Below are 18,905 nucleotides of genomic sequence, written 5' to 3' on the forward strand. Positions count from 1 at the left end.
GTGTCGCGGGGCGTTGACGAACCGTCAGTAGCCGTTGGTGCCGTAGGCGATGTTCTCGAACGCGCCGTAGGTGTGGTTGGCGTAGCGGACGCTGGCGACGATGTTGTCGACCGGGTTCATGATGCTGGTGTGGCCCGGCAGTGCCCACGTGTTGAAGGTCGGCGGGATCATCTGCATCAGGCCGTAGGTGCCGCCGTAGAGGGCCTGGTTGCCGTCCCAGTGGTTCTCGGCGAACGGGTTGCCGGAGGACTCGGTCATGGCGCGGGCAGCGATCGCGTTGGCCGGGGGGACGTGGTCGCCGTGGGCGGCGAGCACCGACTGCGCCTGGGCGATCCAGCCGTAGAGGTTGTTCGCGGAGCTGTACTGCGCGACGGACGTGGTCGCGAAGGAGGGGGTGGCGGCGGACGCGGTGCCGACCGTGGCGGCGGCGGCCCCGCCGACGATGGCGGCGGCGACCAGCAGGCGGGTGGCGGTGCGGCGGTGCTTAAGGGCGCTGATGCGCATGTCACTCCAATGGACAGGGGGAGTGGCGGCGACGCCCGAAGTCGAGCGATCGGACCTGCCGGAGGCAGGCGGGTGCCACGTGTGGGATATGCAGATGTTCCGGACGGGGAGAAGCGTGGGTGTCCGCCCTGCGCGGCAGTCGCACCTGCCGACTCGTGTTGCTGAGTGGGTGCGGATCACCCTGGGGCGTGGGACCCCTGCGCCGCCGTGCCCGGCTGCGGCGTCGTTGAACGCTTCGTCACCGTCACACGGCTTTGTCCTGCCGTGCAAGGAAATGGGCGTTTTAGTGGTGTACCCCACATGCCCCTGACCAGGCTTAATGTCCGAATTTATGCACTTTTGACCGCCCACTGCTCCAGCGGATTTGCGGCCCTGTTCCGGCCAGGTTGGCCCAGTCCGAGCCCGGATCCGCTGCGACCGCGCATGCTCGCGCGCTGGACCAGGGCCGGGCATTCGATCAGCTGGACGGATACCGCTGGCGGAGTGGAGCGGTCTCCTCAGACGTGTGCGAGCAGCGCGTCCAGAGGCCGCGGTACTCGGGTGAGTTCCAGGTTGTCGACGAGCGCGTGGGCGTAGTGGATCTTCCGGCCGCTGAGGGTGCCCATGAAGCGCCGAAGCTGCTGTTCGACGGCCCGGCCCCGCTGCGCGGGCTGATTTTGGAACGTGCGGAACGATCGCAGGTCGCCCTGCGCCTCGACGACCCGCACCACGGAGTCCGTACCGAGGCAGCGGATCAGCTCCTCCTCAAGGTCCGCCACGCAGACGTAGAAGCCGAGCGACTCCATCTCGGCGCGGGTCAGGTCAAAGCCGAGGCCCACCCGTTCCAGACTGCGCTGGAAGTAGCTCTCCTCGGCGGCGTCGCACAGGCCCGCGAGCCCGACGTCGAGCCCCTGCGGGCCCAGCAGACCCAGGAAGCGTCCGATGCTGGTGGCGCCGCCGAGCGGCACGACGGAGATGCCCTCAGCGGCGAGGTCGCGGCCACGTCGCGCCGCGAGCGCTTCGAGGGCGGCCTGGTCGCTGACCCCTTCGACGAGTACGGCCGTGCGCAGGCCGGAGCCGTTGGCCAGCTCTTGCGCGACCGCTGCGGCAGCCGGGGCGCCCACGCCGCCGGCCGCCCACTCGACGGCCGCGAGGCGGAACCGCTTCATCGCATCCACCCGCCCAGTCTCGCAGGGCGCAGCAGTGACGTCAGGCGAGTCGGTGGGCGACCGGGTGGCGCGCACAGGACGATCAGCTGCGAGCTGCGATGCAGAACGAGTGGCCGGCTGGATCGAGCATCACGATCAGTCCCAGTGCCCGACCGTTCGGCCGGTGCGACACTCGGTCAGCGCGAGCCCAGGACCTCCAGGTAGTGCGGGTTGTACATGACGCCCAGGATGTTGCCGAAGGGATCGGTCACTGCGGCGGTGACGAACCCGGAGCCCCGCTCGGTGAGCGGTTGGTACTCCTTGGCCCCCATGGACAGCAGTCGCTCCAGTGCCGCACCGACGTCGTCGACATGCCAGTACATGACAGCGCCGCTCGGAGCGGTCGACTGGCCGGCGGGGGCGTAGCTGGAGTCGATGAGGCCGAGTTCGTGCTGGTAGTCGCCGATGCGGAACTCCGCGTAGCCCGGTCGCGTGAAGTACGGTGCGAGACCGAGCAGTTCGGTGTACCACTTCGTCGCCGCCGGCAGATCCGCGGCCCAGAAGCTGACGGTGGTGAGTCCTCGCAACATGGGTGGTCCCTTCGTTGAGGTCACGGATACGAGGTCACGGATACCCGATCCCGGCCGATGCTCCGACCGTACACGGCAACTAGGTCAGATATTGTCCTCGTTATCTGGGGTGTATCTGAGCATCCGGCTGCCGCGGGCGCCGCCGCCCGCGGTCGGGTGAACGCCGGCGGATAGGGTGGGCCGCATGGAGTCCGTCGCTGCTGAGCCGTCGTCAAGCGTTTCACCCGCCCAGTTGGTTGCGGATCCGTACGGGGTTGCCGCGCGTTTGCGGGAGTCAGGGCCGGTGCACCGAATGGCGGGGCCGGACGGGCTGCCGGTGTGGCTGGTGACGCGGTACCAGGATGTGCGCCAGGCGCTGGCCGACTCCCGGTTTTCGCTGGACAAGCGCAATGCCCTGCCCGGGAACTACCGCGGCCTGGCCCTGCCGCCGGCGTTGGACGCGAACCTGCTGAACATGGATCCGCCCCAGCACACCCGGATCCGCCGACTGGTGTCGCAGGCGTTCACCCCGCGACGCGTGGACCGGCTGCGAGAGCCGGTGCAGCGGCTGGCCGACGATCTGGTGGATGCGCTGGAGTCGCGTGGCGGTGTGGAGTTGATCTCCGAGTACGCCGCGCCTTTGCCGATCGCCGTGGTGTGCGACCTGCTCGGGGTGGCGCCGGCGGACCGCCGCGACTTCCGCGCCTGGACGGACGTGCTGATCACCCCTGACCCCGCCCGCCCGGAGGCGGCCAAGGCGGCGGTCGGCGCAATGCTCGACTTCTTCGGCGGCCTGATCCAGCAGAAGCGGGAGAATCCGGGCGAGGAGGACCTGCTCTCCGCGCTCATCGCCGTCCGGGACAGGAACGACGACCAGCAGGACGACCGGTTGACGGAGGACGAACTCACCTCCCTCGCGTTCCTGATCCTCTTCGCCGGCTACGAGAACACGGTCCACCTGATCGGCAACGGCGTGCTCGCACTGCTCGACCACCCGGACCAGCTGGCGGCGCTACGGGCCGACCCCGCCCGGATCGGGGCGGCGGTCGAGGAGCTCGCCCGATACGACGGCCCGGCGCCGCTCGCGCTGCGCCGCTTCCCGATGGTGGATGTCGTGATCGGGGGCGTGACTGTCCCGGCCGGTGAGACAGTGCTGCTCTCGCTCGCCTCCGCCAACCGGGACCCGCAGCAGTTCGGCTGCCCCGAGCGTCTCGACCTGGCCCGGACGGACACCGGCCACCTCGCCCTCGGACATGGCATCCACTACTGCCTGGGCGCCCCGCTCGCCCGTCTGGAGACGGAGATCGCACTGGCGACCCTGCTGCGACGCCTCCCGGGGCTGGCCCTGGACGCCCCCCGGGACGAGCTCCGCTGGCGGCCGTCGATGCGGGCCCGGGGGCTGCTGGCGCTGCCGGTCTCGTTCTCGTCGGTGTTGAGCCGTGCGCTTTGACCTGTACGGACGGACCGCACGGCACCCACAAGGGCACCGGGCCCGCGTTCAGTGGAGGTCGGCCTGCGCGGGGGTGTCGTCGAGGAATCCGCCTGACTGGTGCCGCCACAGCGTCGCGTAGGCGCCGTCCGATGCGAGCAGTTCCTGGTGCGTCCCCTGCTCGACGATCCGTCCATGATCGAGGACGACGAGTTGGTCCATGGTGGCCACCGTGCTCAGCCGGTGCGCCACGACGAGCGCCGTCCGCCCCTCCATGAGCCGCCACAGGGCCTCCTGGACCAGGATCTCGCTCTCGGAGTCCAGGGCGCTGGTCGCCTCGTCGAGCAGCAGGATCGGCGCGTCGCGGAGGATCGCCCTGGCGAGGGCGACCCGCTGGCGCTGTCCGCCGGACAGCTTGACACCTCGCTCGCCCACCATGGTGTCGAAGCCGTCCGGCAGCGCGTCGGCGAACTCCCTGACGTGCGCCGCTTCGGCCGCGCGCCGGATCTCGGCGTCGGTGGCGTCCGGCCGGGCGAAGGCGATGTTGTCCCGCAGCGTGCGGTGGAACATCGCCGGGTCCTGCGGCACGTAGGCGATCAGGCTGCGCAGGTCGGCCTGGCGCAGCCTGCTGATGTCCTGACCCCCGATCAGGATCCGGCCGGCGTCGATGTCCGTCATCCGCAGCAGCAGGCGGGTGAGCGTGGTCTTGCCCCCGCCTGACCGCCCGACGAGACCGATCTTCGACCCGCTGGGCACAGCCAGGTCGAGGCCCTCGAAGAGCGGCTGCGCGCCCGCGTGGGAGAAGGTCACTTGCTCGAAGTGGACGTCGGCGGCCCGGGACAGCAGCGGCTCCGGCGACGCCGGGTCGACCACGGTCGGCGGCGTCAGCAGCAGTTCGGTGAACTGTGCAGCCTCCGTCATCGAGCTCTCCAGGCGGCGGTAGATCTGGTTGAACTCGAACATGATCCGCGTTGCGTTGGAGTAGTACGTGAAGGCGACCACGACCGCCTCCACGCCGTGCCGGCTCCCTGCGAGTGCGACCGCGAGCAGCAGGCCGAGCGCGTTGGTGAGCACGGACATCGGCGCGACCAGCGTGTCGATGCGCAGGTTGCCGTAGTCCCACGACCGCAGCGAGAGCCGCCGCGACTCCGCGACGCGGGACCGGTGCTCGGCCGCCTCGCCTTCCTCGGCGGCGAACGCCTGGACCGTGTCCATGTTCATCAGGCTGTCGGCGACGTGGCCCGACACCCGGGCGATCGCCGCCTCGCGCTGGTCAACGAGCGCCTGGCGGCGACGGATGAGGGGCGCCGTGCACAGCGCCGTCAGCGCGATCATCCCCAGGAGCCCGACAACGAGCAGCGGGTCGTATGTCCACAGCACCACCGACCCGAACACCAGCGGCACGAGACTGCCCACGACCGAGAACGTCAGCGTGTCGACGAACTCCTCGAAGCGGGAGGCGAAGCTGAGGACCCGCTTGGTCAGCGACCCGGCGAAGTTGTCGTGGAAGAAGGCGGTGTCCTTGGCGAACAGCTCGTCCATGCCGATCACGTAGAGCTGCTCGATCCCGAGGGCGTCGAGGCGGTTCAGGCAGTGCAGGCCGATCCGCCACAGCGTCTCCGCGAGCAGCAGGACGCCGGCGAAGCCGAGGACGTAGGGCAGCGTTGAACCGATCGCGATGCCGGTGTCGCCGGCGATTCGGCCGACGAGCTTCGCCACGATGAGCGGCGCGATGTAGTTGATGCCGATGTTGCCGAGGGCAGGCAGCAGCATCGCCGGCGCCGTCAGCCGCCGGAGCCGGGCCAACTCCCGTCCGTAATACCTAAGTGCGAGGAGCACCGGGCCCCTGCCGGACGACGACTCGCGCGATTCAGGCGATCGCATCCCACCCCCGTGTTGTCGTGCGGCTGTCCGCCGCGTGCTCGCCGGGCAGAAGCCCGTTGCTTCACCGGCCGTGCTGATTTCTGGTTCGAGTGAGTGCCCTCGCTCAGGTCACCTTCCGACAGCCAGGGCATGACGGCGGAGCCCCCGCGCAGCTCAGGGCGACGCATATGTGCGAGTACAGGGAGGCCAGGAACCGTAGTGTCCCGCGACAGCGCCCGCGGAGTCCAAGCGTTTTTCTCAGCCGCAAGCCCGCATCCAGGTACGACGACCCAGCCGGACAGCTGTGTGGTTCCAGTTGTCGCGTACGTGTGCCGGTCCGCAGCGCCGGCAACGGCGAGTTCCTCGGCCAGGTCCACCGCACCACGCTCGGCCTGGTCAGGTCCGACACGTGAACGCATCGCCGTCCAGCCGGCCGGCTCGGGTCTCGGCCCGCAAGCGGTCAGCCGCTTCGTCCGCGGTCCCCGCGGGCCGGTGCGGCTCCGGCTCGGTCTGCGCGTGGTCGCAGTCGGCGGTGGCCAGCAGCCGCCCTTCCGTTTGTCAGGGCGCTCCCGGTGAGGGCCTGCGGGTAGCCGGAGCCCGCCGGGCCGGCGAGGTCATCGGGTCACCGCACCACCTTGATGCCCGGCGCGGCCCGGCCCGGCGCGGCCCTCGGCCCGGCCCGGCGCGACGGCGGCCGCACGCTGGCGGCGGCGGAAACGGGCGGAGGAGGTCTTCGCTTTGCCCCCGGGTCATTGCCCGGCGGCTGGCCCCCGTTCCGCCTCGGACGGGCCGCTGAAGGCAGCCCTCAGCTGATCCTCCTGCTGCACCGACAGGTCAGAGCGCATCAACTCCATGGCGCGTCCCTCGAACGCTTGTGCGACGGTGTCGATCACGGCGTCGGCGCTCAGCAGCACAAGCGCCGAGGTCCCCGGTGTCATGTCACCTTTCACCGACTCGATCATCGAGCTGTCGATCCCGGCCTTGCTCAGCTTCTTGGCGAACGCGGAGGCCTTGCTGCCCTCATCGGTCACGTGTTCCTGAACCTGGGGCCCCGCTGCGTACTGCGGCCAGCGCATCACCGCGACATCACGCACATCGATGAGCTCCTGATCACCCAGCTGCTTGACCCTGAGGACTGCGTCATCGGCCCCTTCGGTGCCCCTGAACCGCCATGCCGTGGTTGACATGGATCTGCTCCTTCCGCCGGGCCGGTTGGTTCCGGCCATGGTTTTGGCCAGTGCGAGTGACCGCAGCCGCAGGTCGGCGGGATTCTGTTCGCCGCACGGTACGGAACGACACCCAAGCGGCCAGTTGAACCAGGGGGTTGGTGACCATGTCCCTCTCGCGGCCGCTACTCGATGAGGTGCGAGTGGTCCAGTCGCTCGCGGCGCAGGATCGCTCCCTTCTCCCCATGCGGTGCCGCCGCCGGACCCGGCCATACCGGGATCCGCTCCCGCCCATCCAGGCTAACCCGATATATCGGGCGTTTCACCTGAAGCCGTCACGGTGGGGCCGGTTCGCCCGAACGCACGCGTGCCGGGCGCCTGGCCGGGAAGGTCCCAGGTGTGTCGTCGCCGACCGAGTGGCAGCCGTGGAAGTACGCCGTCACCCCGTGGATTCGGTGGTAGGTGGCCGGTAGGCGGTCCGGGCGGTCCTGCGGCGACCACCTGGAGCCCGCGGTGGGGAGGATGCCGAGTGGGCCGAACTCCAGTCCGTCGAGCGCGCGTCGAGCGCGCCTGGCAGTGCGCGCAGTCGAGTACTGACGCGCACCACCCGCCGCCCAGTTGGAAACTCGTCGCCTACGCGAGCATGAACTCCCGGGTGGGGAGCGCCCGGCCGACGATGCGGACGTCTCCGATCCAGCCATGGAAGACCTGGTTGATCACGCCGGCGTACTCGTAGCCGCCGAGCAGCCACGCGTGGTCGAGGCTGGTGATGCCGACGGACGGCGTGGAGGGGTTGCGGACGACCTCGCAGCCGTCGACGTACATCCGGGTCAGCCTGCCGTCGTTGACGACCGCGACGTGCCACCACTTGTCCAGCGGGAGTTCGTGGCCCCAGTTGGTGGCCGATCCCGTCTGGTTGGTCGGGTAGATGCACCACTGCAACTCCCGGTCACCGGACAGGCTGAGGGTGGCGATCGGCTCCTGCGGGTCGGTATTCGGCCCGGTCTTCCCCGCCTCGCCGCTCATACCCCAGCGGCTGAGCAGCGCGGACCAGCCGTTCTGACCGGAGTCCCAGGTGGACGGCAGCCTGAAGAAGGCCTCGAAGGTGTAGCCGCGGCTGAAGGTGTCGGCGTTGAGCGGCGCGTTGGCGACGGTCTGCAGGTAGGCGCCCTTGAGGGGGTTTCCCTGGCCGGCGAATCGGAGGCTGCCGTGGCCGGGTTGGTCGGGGTGGTAGTCGGTGGACCAGGTGAGCGTGCCGTCCGGGGTGCCCGGAGCCAGCTGCAGGGCCAGGTCGTTGCCGCGGCCGCTCAGGTCCTTGATGTTCTGGGAGGCCGTCACGGCGCTCCCGTCGGCGTTCCCGCTGTCGAAGCGCCAGTAGGCCACCGTCCCGGGGACCAGCATCTGACGGGCGGGGCGCGGGCTGCGGACCGGCGTCGGCGCGAAGCCCTCGAAGCGCCGGGCGAAGTCGATCGGCACTGAGAAGTAGTCGACCGATGTGGTCAACTCAAGCTCCTGGCTCGCGAGTTCGTTGGCACTGAGCTGGTCGGCCGCGAGCTGCCGGATCCACGGCGAGTACGTCTGCACGTCGATGGTGTTGCGGTCCACATCGAATCGATAGGCGCGGATCATCGCGGCGCCGCCGTAGTACCGGTTCTGGTAGTTGGTGATGTGCACGTGGACGTCGTTGCCCGCCTTGTTGGTCAGCGTGGTGCTGCCGGGCGGCCAGTAGTGGCCGTTCAGGGTGAGGAAGATCTGGTCGTTTCCGTTGATCAGCCTGTGCCACAAGGCCTGCCCGTTGTCCGACAGTTGGGCCGCGCCGTTGTCGTCCGCCGAGGCGAGGTCGTGCGTGGTGAGGATGACCGGCACGGTGGGGTCCGCGGCGATGACCGAGTTGGCCCAGGCGAAACCCTTGTCCGAGAGCCGCCAGTCGAGCGAGAGAAGCATCCAGTCACGGCCCGCCGCGCGGAAGATGTGGTAGGTGTTGTAGCCGTCCGGGCTGGCGCCTTTGAACGTGTCGGAGTGGCCGAAGCGCGTCGGGTTGAAGGTGTCCAGGTATGGGGTCCGGCCGCGCTGGTCGTCGGTGGACGAGTGGATGTCGTGGTTCCCCGCCAGCACGCTGTAGGCGGCGCGGTGGCGGTCGAGGAGGTCGAAAGCCCGGCCTGCGGCGGCGAATTCGCCTGGCTCGCCGTTCTGCGTCACGTCACCCAGGTGGGCCAGGAAGACGTAGTTCTCGCCGGTCCCGCCGCTCCCGCCGTTCAGGACATGGCGCAGGGAGGCCTCCAGCGGGGCGGGGTGGATCCGGTCCTGGTCGAACAGGTACTGGGTATCGGGCATCACGACCACCGTGAAGCGGGGGTTGTCGGCGTCCGGTGACCACGTGCCGCCACCGTGGTCGGGGGACTCCCCGCCGTCGAAGGCATCCGCCGAGGCGACCGGGCCGGTCGGGGTCGCCGCGCCGGCCGTGCCGGCGGTGCCCAGCCCGAGCGTGGTGAGCCCGGCACCGAGGAGTCCGGTGGTGCGCAGGAACGAGCGGCGGTTCGCGGCAGCCGGGGCCGGGGAGTCGAACGCGGCGGTTCTCGGGCAGCCTTGGTCTTCGTCCGTGTCGTGAATGTGGTCGTGGCCGTGCGTCATCCGGGCATCCCCTTCGGCGGAGTTCGTTCGTCCGGACGCTAGACGACGGAGGCCGACCGGTTGCGGGACGCATGGTCGCCGACGAATGAACGTTCAATAAACCTCGGAGTCGGGACCTGCCGAGTAGCCGGGAGGGCACGGCGAAGCCCCCGCCGACGGGGGAGACGGCGAGGGCTCCAGTACAACGGTACGGCGATTCGCACCGCGGCGTACCTCAGATGCGTGCGTCCGCCATCTGCGCGCACAGGCTTGCCGAGAGGCGACACGCCTCCGCACAGGCGCGCATCATCGGATCGTCGTATCCCGAACAGATCTCCGCGCACGACATACAGACCTGCGCGCACATCCGGCACATCTGCGCGGCCATGCCGGACTGCCGCATCATCATGTCAGCGGACAGCCGGCAGCTCTCCGCGCAGTCCATCAGCGCCATCACCACTTGGCGCTGGGCAAGGTCGCCACCCTTCTGCAGGGCGTACGTCATGGTCTGCTCGCACACGCTGTGGGTCTCGTTGCACGCGTCGATGCACTGCTGCACCTGCACGGACACGCCGCTTGTGGTCTGGGTCATCGGAACCTCCGGTTTGGGGTTGGTCGAACTTCACCAGACGACACGCGCGCATCCTTGATCGCACATCCGGGCGGGCGAACGAGTGACCCTCGGGCCTGCTGGTCCGCCGTTCAGCGCCGCCTCGCGGCCGAGCACAGACCAAAACAGGTGATATGCCAGATAGTCGAATTCCGGCGTGTCCTGGTGGACCGCCGGGACTCCGCATCCGTTAACTGGGAGCAGTCGAAACTGCTCGGACTCTGACGATGGCGTGCTGTGCGGCGACTCCCGCATCGGATTTCAGGCCGCGGATCCGCCAGCGGGTCCTCAGCGGAGGTGAGCAGGAGGGAACCGGATGGAGGCGAGCGATTCCCGCGAGTCGTCGCGGGCCGGTCTGCTGGCCCGGGTGGCACTGCTCTGCGCGCTGGCAGCGGTGGTGGTTCTGCTGGCTGTGACGGGGATGGGCGGTCTGCTGATCCTGCCGATCGGGCTGGCGGGCCTGGCGGCCGCGGCGGCAGGGGTGTGGTTGCTGCTGGCGCACCGGGGTGTGGTGCGTTGGGCGGGCGCGGTGCTCGCAGTGGGGGCGCCGGTCGCGGTGCTGGTGTTCTATACGCGCACGGGCCTGTGGTCAGCGGCGCTCGGCGCGCTGGTGCTCTGGAGTGCCGCACTGGCTTGTGCGCGCTCGGCGCTGCGCCGGGTGCGGGAGCCGCACGGCATGCACGCGGTTGCTGGTCCGCTCCCTCGGCATCCCGTGCTGATCATGAATCCGAAGTCCGGCGGCGGCAAGGTCGGCCGATTCGGCCTGGTGGAGAAGGCGGAGCAGTTGGGCGCGAGAGTGGTGCTGCTGGATACCTCCACCTACACCGATGTCGCCGCCGTGGCCCGCCGGGCGGCAGCCGAGGGCGCGGACCTGCTCGGGGTGGCGGGCGGAGACGGTACCCAGGCCCTCGTGGCGGCAGTGGCGGCCGAACACGATCTGCCCTTCCTGGTGGTCTCCGCAGGCACCCGCAACCACTTCGCCATGGACCTGGGCCTGGACCGTACCGACCCCTCCCGCTGCCTGGACGCGCTCACCGACGGCGAGGAACTCCGGGTCGACCTCGGCATGGTCGCCGAGCACGCCTTCGTCAACACCGTCTCGTTCGGGGCCTACGCGCAGATCGTGCAGAGCTCGGAGTACCGCGACGCCAAGGCCGGTACCGCCCTGGACGCGCTGCCCGACCTGCTGCTCGCCGACCGTGCCGGGCGGCTCGAAGCGCAGGCGGACAGCATCCGGTTGGAGTCCCAGCAGGCGCTGCTGGTCAGCAACAACCCCTACGCCGCCGCGGTCGACCCGATCACTGCGGGCCGCAGACCCCGACTGGACCTGGGAACCCTGGGCGTACTCGGGGTACGGGTGGACGGCCCGGCTCAGGCGGCCGAGCTCGCACTGCGCGGCACTCAGGCGTCAGGCATGAACGTGCTGACCGCGCGCACGGTTGTGGTCCACTCCGACGCGGCGACCATCCCCGTCGCTGTCGATGGCGAGGCGCTGCAGTTGTCGACCCCCGTCATCTGCAGCGTCCGGGCCGGTGCGCTGCGGGTGCGGGTGCCCCGAGGCCGCCCGGGTGCCCCGGTGACCAGTCCGCCTCTGGACTGGCGGCGGGTCATCGCCCTCGCGCTGGGCCGTCACCGGCCGACACCGAGTGCTGCGGAACCATCCGGGGGGTCGACCGAGGGACCTGACGATGCCTAGCGCCCGCGATGTGCTGCGCGACCTCAAGGCGGTCGACGCTGCCGTCTACACCGCGGTGGCCGCCACCGAGACGCCGGCGCTCGACACGAGCCTGCGGCGCCTGTCCGCCGCAGCCGACCACTCCAAGATCTCCCTCACCGTCGCCGGACTGCTCTCACTGCGCCCCGGGCGCACGCGGCAAGCGGCGCTGCTCGGTGGCGCCGCGGTCGCCGTCGCGTCGGCCACCGCCAACCTGGTGGGCAAGCGACTGGTCCGCCGCCCGCGCCCCGACCGGACGTCCCTGGTCGTGCCCGGCCGCCACGTGCCGATGCCACAGTCCGCATCGTTCCCCTCCGGCCACACCGCCTCAGCGGTGGCCTTCGCGACTGCCGTCGGCACTGCACTGCCCGCGACTTCCCTGCCGCTCGGTCTGCTCGCCTGCGCGGTGGGTTACTCCCGGGTTCATACCGGCGTCCACTATCCCGGCGACGTAGCGGCCGGAGCTGTGCTCGGCATCGCGAGCGCCGCTGCCGTACTCGCTGTCGCCGACCGCTACCGCTGAACGGGGTGCTCTCAGTCGGAATGCCAGAGCGTGGGAAGCCGACCCGGGCGGTGTGGTCGTAGTCAGTGGAAGTGCCGCATGATCCACCGCGCACCGCGATCGGCGCCCGCACAGCGATGCCGGATCCGCGCCGGTCAGCCGCGGGGGACTCCGTTCAGCGGCCTGACGGCGGCGTCGGTCAGTTCACGAGCACGACTCCGAAGCTCGAGCAGCAGGTGCGGGTCCGGTCGCGGAGCGGCCATCCGACGGTCGTATGCCGCCTCCACCGCTGTCAGCGCCGTGCGCAGATCTTGGTCCGCCGTCGGCGGGCGAAGGAGCTCCGCCATCTCTCCTCCTCTGTTGCTGGGCCTCCACAGTCGCCTGCGACACCTGGGAGTCTGCTCACCCGCCGGGGGTGAACCAGCTCGTCACTCGGGCAACTGCCGCATCTCGAGCACGTGCAGGCCCAGGGACTGGAACCGGACCAGCAGCCCGTACAGGTGGGCCTCGTCAGTCACCACTCCGAGGAACAGGGTCTGATCGGGCAAGGCGATGCGATCGAGCTCGGGGAACGCTTCGGTGAGTGTCTCTGACACGACGCCGTCCACGCGGAATTCGTAGCGCATGCGAGCACTTCTCTCGGAGCCGAGGCAGGATGCTTGCTGCTTACCCCAGCCATCCTGGGCCACGTCGCCGCGCGTGGCATCGCCCGATTCAGGCGAGGCGCGGACTTTCGGGCTCGCGGCATCGGGGCTCACAGCATCCCGAGGTCGCGGGCCCGGTGGACGGCCTCGCCGCGTCGGGTCACGCAGAGCTTGCGGTAGATGCTCTTCAGGTGCGTCTTGACCGTGTTGACGGACAGGTACAGGGCGGCCGCGATCTCGTCTGTCGAGAGCATCTGGGCGGCCTGGCGCAGCACCTCGCCCTCCCGCTCGGTCAGCGGCTCGACCACCGCCGGCAGCTGCTCGCGGGCACGCCCCCGCGGATTCGCGGGGGCGTCGTCCAGCAGCCAGGCGTGAGCCTTCGCCAGTAGCGGGTCCTGCCGGAGCAGTCGTGTCACCCAGGGGCCGCTCTCGATGAACACTCGCCGCAGTTCCTCGGGCCGACCGAGGCCCAGTGCCCGGCGCAGCAGGCGGAGTGCCTCCTCGGGGCGACCGCCCTCGGCGGCAGCTTGGGCCCGCAGCAGGCACGTCTGCGCGAGGCTGGTCGCTGACGCGGACTCGTCGGCCGGCAGCCCGGCCAGTACCTCCAGCGCGCGGTCGCCGCGCCCCTTCGCCAGCAGCGCGCGGGCCCGGGCCACGGCGTGCTCGCGCCGGTCGCAGGCCACGGCGTCCAGTACGTCGAGGGCCGCGTCTGGGTCGGCGCGCGCCAGATGCGCGATGGACTCGGCGATGGCGAGCTCGTCCAAGGTCCAGTCGGGCAGCTGCGCGGAGGCCGAGGACGAGCCGACGGCGTGCAGAATCTCGAGCGCTTCCTCCGAGTCACCCGAGGCGGTAGCCAGCCGGGAAGCTATGACAGCGGCTTCCACGACCGCGACGGACGTCCGGAACGGCCCGGCCGATTTGGTCGCCAGGTCGAGTTGGGCCCGGGCCGTTTCCAGATCGTCGTGCTCGGCCGCGATTCCCGCCAGGACGAGGTGGTCAAGCCCCGCCCGGTGCTCCGGCGGCAGTGCGGACCGATCGGCGACGGCGAGCGATCCGCGTGCGTGCTCCTCCGCCAGCCGCAGTCTCCCGCGCAGCAGGTCGACCAGGGCCAGTGACCCGAGCGAATCGCAGAGCGGGTACTCCGTCCCCGGCTGCCCGCAAGCCTCGATGGCGGCGGTGAGCCCGGCGTCGGCGCGGTCGAGACGCCCGGCGCCGAGTTCCACCGAGCCGAGGCCCGCGAGCATCATCGCGCGGATTTCGGGGTGCTGCCCGAGGAGGCGCTGCGGGACCTCGCGCAGGAGGCCGTCGGCGTCTACCGCGGCCTGTTCGGTAGCTTCCAGATCGCCCGTCAGCCGCCCGGCCAGCACCATGACGAAGGCGCGGCTGAGCTGGGGCGCCGGGCCGGCGGCGTCGGTCAGGTACTCGTCCGCGCGCCGCAGCCCGGCTGTGCAGCCGTCGAGGTCGTGGTCGGCCAGTCGGCACGCCGCCGTGACCAGGGCCGGGGCTGCGCCCGTCAGGTCGGTGGGCAGGGCGGAGAACGCACGGCCCAGCCGCACCGTGTCCAGGCCGGTGAAGAGTCGGCCGATCGCGAGGTTGTCGACCAGTAGCCCCGTCGCGAACTGCCAGTCGCCGGCGGCGGCCGCCTGTGCCACGGCATCGGTGAGCCGTCCGGATTCGGCGAACCAGAGTGCCGCCCGCTGGTGCAGCCGAGGCTCCAACTCCGGATGGCGGTGCCGTAGATGAGCGTGCAGGACTTCGGCGAACAGTGGATGCAGTCGGTACCAGGCGGAGCCGTCGATCTGTTCCAGGAAGGCGTTGGCGCGGGCGAGCCTGGCTAGCGTCCACTCGGCGTCCTGGCTGCCGGTCAGGGCGTTCGCCAGGTCGGGGTGGATGCGATCGGTGATGCAGCTGCGCAGTAGCAGCTCCTGCGTGGTCTGCGGCTGCGCATCCAGGACCTCGGTGAGCAGGTAGTCGGCGATCGTGGTCCGATCGGCGGCGAACTCGCGGATGAACGTCTCGGGATCGGCGCTGCGCTGCATGGCCAGGGCGCAGAGCCGCAGGCCTGCCGCCCAGCCCTCGGTGCGGTCGACCAGTATCCGCAGACCCGCACGCGAGACGTCCAGGCCGTGCTCACGCAAGAGCAGCTCGGCCTCCGTGCCGGTGAACCTCAGGTCGTCGTTGCGGATCTCGGTGATCTCACCCGCCGCCCGGTAGCGGTGCAGGGGTAGCAGCGGGTCGCTGCGAGCGGTGAGCACCAGGCGTAGCCCGGATGCGGAGTGGCGGAGCACGAAGGCGAGGCTGTCGGCGATCTCGTCGGACGAGACCGCATCGAGCTGGTCGAGCACCAGGACGACCGGTTCTGGTGACTCCGCCAGGCCTGCGGCGAAGCGCGTCAGCAGCGACCGGTCGACGCCGTCGGCACGCGTCGGCCTGCCCACCTCCGCCGGAAGCCGTACGCCGCGCCGGTCGAACGCCTCCAGGACGTAGGCCCAGAAGGCACCGGGCGCGTCGCCCGGTTCCACAGCCAGCCACACGACCGCATGCGGTGCCAGGCCCCGGGTGACCCAATGGGCGGTGAGCATCGTCTTGCCCGCGCCGGCCGGGCCGTTGACGAGGGTGAGCGGCCCCTGCGTCCCGGCCGTCAGGCGCTGCAGCAACGCCGGGCGCTGAACAAGGATCTTCGGCATCGCCGGGACGGCGAACCGGGACGCGAGCAGCGGGTCGCCGGAGGGGCCCAGACGTCGGTGTTCGGGGGGTCCGTGGGCTTCGAGGACGGCACGGTTCGGCATGGGGTCACCGGGGTTCACGAGAGGGGCGACATGTGAACGGTCGACACCTCCACTGAACCCCTGCTGCCTCGTGATCACCACTTGCGGTCACCTGCCCCGGGTGACGCCTCCGGGCCCTGCGGCTCCTGACGCTGGAGGCTGGGCCAGATGTGAGGAGACAAGCCATGGCCAAGCCCTTCCGGGGTGTCGTCAACCTCGACATCCGCGACTCGGTTCCGGACTGGGGTCCCTACGAGCAGCCGAAGGCCCCGCCTGGCTCGCCGAACGTGCTGTACATCGTGCTCGACGACGTGGGCTTCGGAGCGCTGGGCTGCTACGGCGGCCCGATCGACACGCCGAACATCGACCGGATCGCAGCGAACGGCCTGCTACGGCCAGTGGCACACCACCGCGCTGTGCTCCTGCCGACTGGTCGGAACCTGATCCTGGCCGCCTCCTTCGACAAGGTCGGCGAGGACCCGCCCGGTACTGCTCGAGGCATCCTGAGCCTCTACTACGGCGACCACAAGGTCGGCGAGGGGCTGGTCAGGACCCAGCCAGGCATGTTCAGCATCGCGGGCGAGGGTCTCAACGCCGGCCGCGACGGCGGCGATGCCGTCACCGACGACTATCCCGGCACCAGGCCCTGGGCCTTCACCGGCGGAACGCTCAAGCGGGTGGGCGTCGACGTGAACCGTTCGTCGACCTGGAACGGGAAGCTGCCGCCATGCTGTCCCGCGAGTAGCGGGAGCGACCGGGCGACCGGGTCGCGCCGAGTGTCGGGCTCGGCCGGCCCGGTCGCCGCGCCGCGCTCGGCTACGACGTTGTTCCAGATGCTCCCGGCGGCCGACGGAGGGTACGTGGACGCGTTCGCGGCAGGAGCGGTCCTGCCCATGCAGGGGACAGTCCCGCCGCAGGATCGGCCGTCACCCGCTCCGGGTGAAGCGGCAGCGCGAGCAGTTCTCGCAGGCTGGACCCAAGGCGGTATTCCGGTGAGCCCCACACGGGGCCCATCATCAACCGGCAGGAGTAGGACCATGGTGCATTCGCAGTTGGCAGCCAGCTATCCGATGCTCAACCTGTTCTGGACCATCGCGGTGATCTTCCTGTGGTTCCTCTGGTTCATGCTGCTCTTCCGCGTCATCGGTGACATCTTCCGTGACGACACGCTGAGTGGCTGGGTGAAAGCGGGTTGGTCGGTCTTCGTCGTCATCGTGCCGTTCCTCGGTGTCTTCGTGTACCTGATCGCCCGTGGCCGCGGGATGGGGGAGCGCGAACTGAAGCGGACCCAGAAGAACGAGGAGGACTTCCGCGCCTACGTGCGTGAAAGCGCGGGGACGGGCAGCCATGCGGAGGAGCTGGCCAGACTCGCCGACCTCAAGAACCGCGGTGACATCACAGATGCGGAGTTCCAGCAGGCCAAGGCCAAGGTCCTCGCCTGAGCGGAGCGATCGCAGGCTCGCGGCCGCCGTGGCCGATCGACCCACTGCCGATCGTGCCGCACGCGACCCGTTCGCGGTGCTGAGCGTCACGTTCCTCGGTTTCGGCGCCGCCGCCCCGACCCGGTAGCGGCCCCGGTCCCGCAGGCGATTCGAGTGCGCCGAGCCGATGGCAGTAGCGGCGAAAGAGGCAGTCGTGGGCGTGGGCTTGGTGGGACAGGAGGCGGGCCTGTTCGCCGTCACCAACGTGGGCGGCCTGCTGGTCCTGTCCCTGTTCTTCGCCCAGGGGGCCGGTAACGTTGGGGGTGACGAGCCTCGATTGCATCCGTCGCCGACCCGAGTCATCGGCGCGCTGTCACCTCACCCACGGCGTGATGCCCCACCGGACGCTGTGCTGCTGTCCAGGCCCGAGGGCGACGATCGAAGCACCGCTGCGGAAGGCGTCCGGCGGGCATGACATCGGCTCGACTGCGACCGCGCGACGTCGTTCCGGCTCCGGCAGGGTGTCGCCGGTATAGACCTGCAAGAAGTCCGCGCCCTCGCCGAGCCACACATCCGTACCCTGCCTCCCTGAGGGGTGGGCGAGGCGTACGACCGTACGACCGCGGGCGTCCCGCTCGAGGTCGCCGAACGGGGTGTCCAAGTGCTGCGCGCCCACGGCCCGCGGCCTGCGGAAGTCGTACGGCGTGCCGTCGACCGCCTCGGTCGCCACGGGTAGACCCGAGGCGTCGGTGCGTAGCCAGCTCTGCGCCGGGACGGTCAGCACCGCCTCGTCCACCGTGGCGGTGCCGACGGTGAGGTAGGGGTGGTGGCCCACGCCGTACGGTGCGACCCGCTCGCCCCGGTTCCGTGCGGTCACGGTCACCTCCAGGCCCTCGTCGCCCAGGGAGTACTCCGCTCGAACCCCCAGGTGGAAGGGGTAGCCCGGCTGCGGCCACAGCGTGACTTCGAGGGCAGCTCGACTGTCGTCCACATCCACGACCTGCCAGGAGGTCCAGCGGAGCAGTCCGTGGATCGCGTTGCCGCTCTCCGGCTCTGTCAACGGCAGTTGCAGGTCCTCGCCCTGCCACCGGTAGCGGCCGCCCTTGACCCGGTTGGGCCACGGCACGAGGAGCTGGCCGCGGCCGCCGGTGATCCGGTCGCCAGCCGCGAAGCCGTCGATCAACGGGCGTTCGTCGATCGCGTAGTACCGCAGCGCGGCGCCCAGTTCGACGACGACGGCGGTCTGTCCGCCATGACGCAGCGTCAGCTGCCGTCCGGTCGCGCTTTCCTGCACTCGCGGTCTCCTCGCTCTGCCTGAGGGTGCGCAGAGCCCGCGAGCCCGAGCGCGGCGGCCCGCGCGGCAGCCCTCTCGATCCCCAGCCTGCGGGCCCGCGCGGGCCCCAACAAGGCGAACACGATCTCGCGACCGGAATTACTCGGCAGGTTCGCCCCTTTGGACGATTCACGGCGGCGCAGGCACGGCACAAATGCAGTTCACAAGCAGGGCCGTCAGAGGCGGCGTCCGAAGGGTGTCGCCGGTCATACGACCGTTCGGTAGCTCCGCCACAGCCCGAACTTCGGCACGACCTGGTCCGAGGTGTCGGTTGCGACATAGATCCCCGCCGAGCCGTCGTCATTGGCGCAGTCAGCGCCGCGATACATCAAGATGTCAGCCCCGGTCTGGTTGAAGACGGAGAGCACACCTACATCGCCGAGGCGGTGACAGATCCCGGTTCTGGGGTTGGCGACCGTCACGCCCACGCCGATGGGCGTGACGAAGGTAATGGTCCCCAGGGCGGTGTCACCGCCGTTGCATCCCGTCAGAGCCAGCGACAGCAGAGCGGCCCCGGCGTACACACAGCGGGTACGACGAGAAGTCATGGAAGGCTCCTGGTGAATCTTGAGGACTGGCCCATGACAGCAGCCTCGCCCGGTTCACGATGCACAGCGAGGGGGCTTGCGCTGATCGAGTGGCCGT

Annotated in this window: 16 protein-coding genes and 1 pseudogene; 4 read left to right on the top strand and 13 right to left on the bottom strand. The window is 70.2% G+C overall.

Annotated features, from left to right (window positions below; genetic code table 11):
- Positions 1-24: 24 nt before the first annotated feature.
- The 3 genes from ABIA33_RS11080 to ABIA33_RS11090 all read right to left on the bottom strand — a co-directional run bounded on the left by ABIA33_RS11080 (position 25) and on the right by ABIA33_RS11090 (position 2,221).
- Positions 25-504, bottom strand: coding sequence for a transglycosylase SLT domain-containing protein (locus ABIA33_RS11080; RefSeq protein ID WP_370079950.1), 480 nt, complete (start codon positions 502-504; stop codon positions 25-27).
- Positions 505-1,001: 497 nt separating this feature from the next.
- Positions 1,002-1,661 carry a TOPRIM nucleotidyl transferase/hydrolase domain-containing protein gene (locus ABIA33_RS11085; protein ID WP_370079952.1) on the bottom strand — a complete coding sequence of 220 codons (660 nt, stop codon included), beginning with the start codon at positions 1,659-1,661 and terminating at the stop codon, positions 1,002-1,004.
- A 167-nt stretch (positions 1,662-1,828) separates the two neighbouring features.
- Positions 1,829-2,221, bottom strand: coding sequence for a VOC family protein (locus tag ABIA33_RS11090; protein WP_370079954.1), 393 nt, complete (start codon positions 2,219-2,221; stop codon positions 1,829-1,831).
- 184 nt (positions 2,222-2,405) lie between these two features.
- Here ABIA33_RS11090 and ABIA33_RS11095 point away from each other — a divergent pair, with 184 nt between their 5' ends.
- Positions 2,406-3,650: a cytochrome P450 gene (locus ABIA33_RS11095; RefSeq protein WP_370079956.1), complete on the top strand. Its 1,245-nt coding sequence runs from the start codon at positions 2,406-2,408 to the stop codon at positions 3,648-3,650.
- 48 nt (positions 3,651-3,698) lie between these two features.
- Here ABIA33_RS11095 and ABIA33_RS11100 read toward each other — a convergent pair whose 3' ends face one another.
- The 5 genes and pseudogenes from ABIA33_RS11100 to ABIA33_RS11120 all read right to left on the bottom strand — a co-directional run bounded on the left by ABIA33_RS11100 (position 3,699) and on the right by ABIA33_RS11120 (position 9,860).
- The gene (locus ABIA33_RS11100; RefSeq protein ID WP_370079958.1) at positions 3,699-5,513 is read right to left on the bottom strand and encodes an ABC transporter ATP-binding protein; all 1,815 of its coding nucleotides are present in this window, start codon (positions 5,511-5,513) and stop codon (positions 3,699-3,701) included.
- A 728-nt stretch (positions 5,514-6,241) separates the two neighbouring features.
- The gene (locus ABIA33_RS11105; protein ID WP_370079960.1) at positions 6,242-6,679 is read right to left on the bottom strand and encodes a DUF1269 domain-containing protein; all 438 of its coding nucleotides are present in this window, start codon (positions 6,677-6,679) and stop codon (positions 6,242-6,244) included.
- Between the two features lie 377 nt (positions 6,680-7,056).
- A pseudogene (locus tag ABIA33_RS11110) lies at positions 7,057-7,200 on the bottom strand (IS630 family transposase); the annotation flags it as partial.
- A gap of 91 nt (positions 7,201-7,291) precedes the next feature.
- Positions 7,292-9,289, bottom strand: a complete 1,998-nt coding sequence (locus ABIA33_RS11115; RefSeq protein ID WP_370079962.1) for a LamG-like jellyroll fold domain-containing protein — start codon at positions 9,287-9,289, stop codon at positions 7,292-7,294.
- A gap of 214 nt (positions 9,290-9,503) precedes the next feature.
- The gene (locus tag ABIA33_RS11120) at positions 9,504-9,860 is read right to left on the bottom strand and encodes a four-helix bundle copper-binding protein (RefSeq protein ID WP_370079964.1); all 357 of its coding nucleotides are present in this window, start codon (positions 9,858-9,860) and stop codon (positions 9,504-9,506) included.
- Positions 9,861-10,194: 334 nt separating this feature from the next.
- Here ABIA33_RS11120 and ABIA33_RS11125 point away from each other — a divergent pair, with 334 nt between their 5' ends.
- Positions 10,195-11,574 carry a diacylglycerol kinase family protein gene (locus ABIA33_RS11125; RefSeq protein ID WP_370079966.1) on the top strand — a complete coding sequence of 460 codons (1,380 nt, stop codon included), beginning with the start codon at positions 10,195-10,197 and terminating at the stop codon, positions 11,572-11,574.
- The gene (locus ABIA33_RS11130; protein ID WP_370079968.1) at positions 11,567-12,115 is read left to right on the top strand and encodes a phosphatase PAP2 family protein; all 549 of its coding nucleotides are present in this window, start codon (positions 11,567-11,569) and stop codon (positions 12,113-12,115) included. The genes ABIA33_RS11125 and ABIA33_RS11130 overlap by 8 nt, the downstream gene beginning before the upstream one ends.
- 134 nt (positions 12,116-12,249) lie before the next feature.
- On the opposite strand, the gene ABIA33_RS11135 is transcribed toward ABIA33_RS11130, so the two are convergent.
- The 3 genes from ABIA33_RS11135 to ABIA33_RS11145 all read right to left on the bottom strand — a co-directional run bounded on the left by ABIA33_RS11135 (position 12,250) and on the right by ABIA33_RS11145 (position 15,527).
- Entirely contained in the window at positions 12,250-12,441 is a 192-nt protein-coding gene (locus ABIA33_RS11135) for a hypothetical protein (protein WP_370079970.1), read from the bottom strand.
- A gap of 81 nt (positions 12,442-12,522) precedes the next feature.
- On the bottom strand, positions 12,523-12,720 hold the full coding sequence (locus ABIA33_RS11140) for a hypothetical protein (protein WP_370080397.1): 198 nt from the start codon (positions 12,718-12,720) through the stop codon (positions 12,523-12,525).
- A gap of 128 nt (positions 12,721-12,848) precedes the next feature.
- The gene (locus ABIA33_RS11145) at positions 12,849-15,527 is read right to left on the bottom strand and encodes a LuxR C-terminal-related transcriptional regulator (RefSeq protein WP_370079972.1); all 2,679 of its coding nucleotides are present in this window, start codon (positions 15,525-15,527) and stop codon (positions 12,849-12,851) included.
- Positions 15,528-15,691: 164 nt separating this feature from the next.
- On the opposite strand from ABIA33_RS11145, the gene ABIA33_RS11150 reads away from it, so the two are divergent.
- Complete coding sequence (locus ABIA33_RS11150) at positions 15,692-16,948, top strand: SHOCT domain-containing protein (protein ID WP_370079974.1); 1,257 nt, start codon at positions 15,692-15,694, stop codon at positions 16,946-16,948.
- Positions 16,949-17,300: 352 nt separating this feature from the next.
- Here ABIA33_RS11150 and ABIA33_RS11155 read toward each other — a convergent pair whose 3' ends face one another.
- Together ABIA33_RS11155 and ABIA33_RS11160 are read right to left on the bottom strand one after the other, a co-directional pair.
- A complete protein-coding gene (locus tag ABIA33_RS11155; RefSeq protein ID WP_370079976.1) occupies positions 17,301-18,221 on the bottom strand; it encodes an aldose 1-epimerase family protein in 921 nt (306 codons plus the stop codon).
- A 245-nt stretch (positions 18,222-18,466) separates the two neighbouring features.
- Positions 18,467-18,808 (bottom strand): hypothetical protein, encoded by a 342-nt coding sequence (locus ABIA33_RS11160; RefSeq protein WP_370079978.1) that lies wholly within the window; start codon positions 18,806-18,808, stop codon positions 18,467-18,469.
- Positions 18,809-18,905 lie beyond the last annotated feature (97 nt).

This window comes from Streptacidiphilus sp. MAP12-16, from assembly GCF_041262165.1.
GTDB lineage: Bacteria > Actinomycetota > Actinomycetes > Streptomycetales > Streptomycetaceae > Streptacidiphilus.

Coding starts and splice junctions, on each gene's coding strand:
- ABIA33_RS11080 (WP_370079950.1), bottom strand. CDS start 504: ATGCGCATCAGCGCCCTTAAGCACCGCCGCACCGCCACCCGCCTGCTG.
- ABIA33_RS11090 (WP_370079954.1), bottom strand. CDS start 2,221: ATGTTGCGAGGACTCACCACCGTCAGCTTCTGGGCCGCGGATCTGCCG.
- ABIA33_RS11095 (WP_370079956.1), top strand. CDS start 2,406: ATGGAGTCCGTCGCTGCTGAGCCGTCGTCAAGCGTTTCACCCGCCCAG.
- ABIA33_RS11100 (WP_370079958.1), bottom strand. CDS start 5,513: ATGCGATCGCCTGAATCGCGCGAGTCGTCGTCCGGCAGGGGCCCGGTG.
- ABIA33_RS11105 (WP_370079960.1), bottom strand. CDS start 6,679: ATGTCAACCACGGCATGGCGGTTCAGGGGCACCGAAGGGGCCGATGAC.
- ABIA33_RS11115 (WP_370079962.1), bottom strand. CDS start 9,289: ATGACGCACGGCCACGACCACATTCACGACACGGACGAAGACCAAGGC.
- ABIA33_RS11120 (WP_370079964.1), bottom strand. CDS start 9,860: ATGACCCAGACCACAAGCGGCGTGTCCGTGCAGGTGCAGCAGTGCATC.
- ABIA33_RS11125 (WP_370079966.1), top strand. CDS start 10,195: ATGGAGGCGAGCGATTCCCGCGAGTCGTCGCGGGCCGGTCTGCTGGCC.
- ABIA33_RS11130 (WP_370079968.1), top strand. CDS start 11,567: ATGCCTAGCGCCCGCGATGTGCTGCGCGACCTCAAGGCGGTCGACGCT.
- ABIA33_RS11135 (WP_370079970.1), bottom strand. CDS start 12,441: ATGGCGGAGCTCCTTCGCCCGCCGACGGCGGACCAAGATCTGCGCACG.
- ABIA33_RS11140 (WP_370080397.1), bottom strand. CDS start 12,720: ATGCGCTACGAATTCCGCGTGGACGGCGTCGTGTCAGAGACACTCACC.
- ABIA33_RS11145 (WP_370079972.1), bottom strand. CDS start 15,527: ATGCCGAACCGTGCCGTCCTCGAAGCCCACGGACCCCCCGAACACCGA.
- ABIA33_RS11150 (WP_370079974.1), top strand. CDS start 15,692: ATGGCCAAGCCCTTCCGGGGTGTCGTCAACCTCGACATCCGCGACTCG.
- ABIA33_RS11160 (WP_370079978.1), bottom strand. CDS start 18,808: ATGACTTCTCGTCGTACCCGCTGTGTGTACGCCGGGGCCGCTCTGCTG.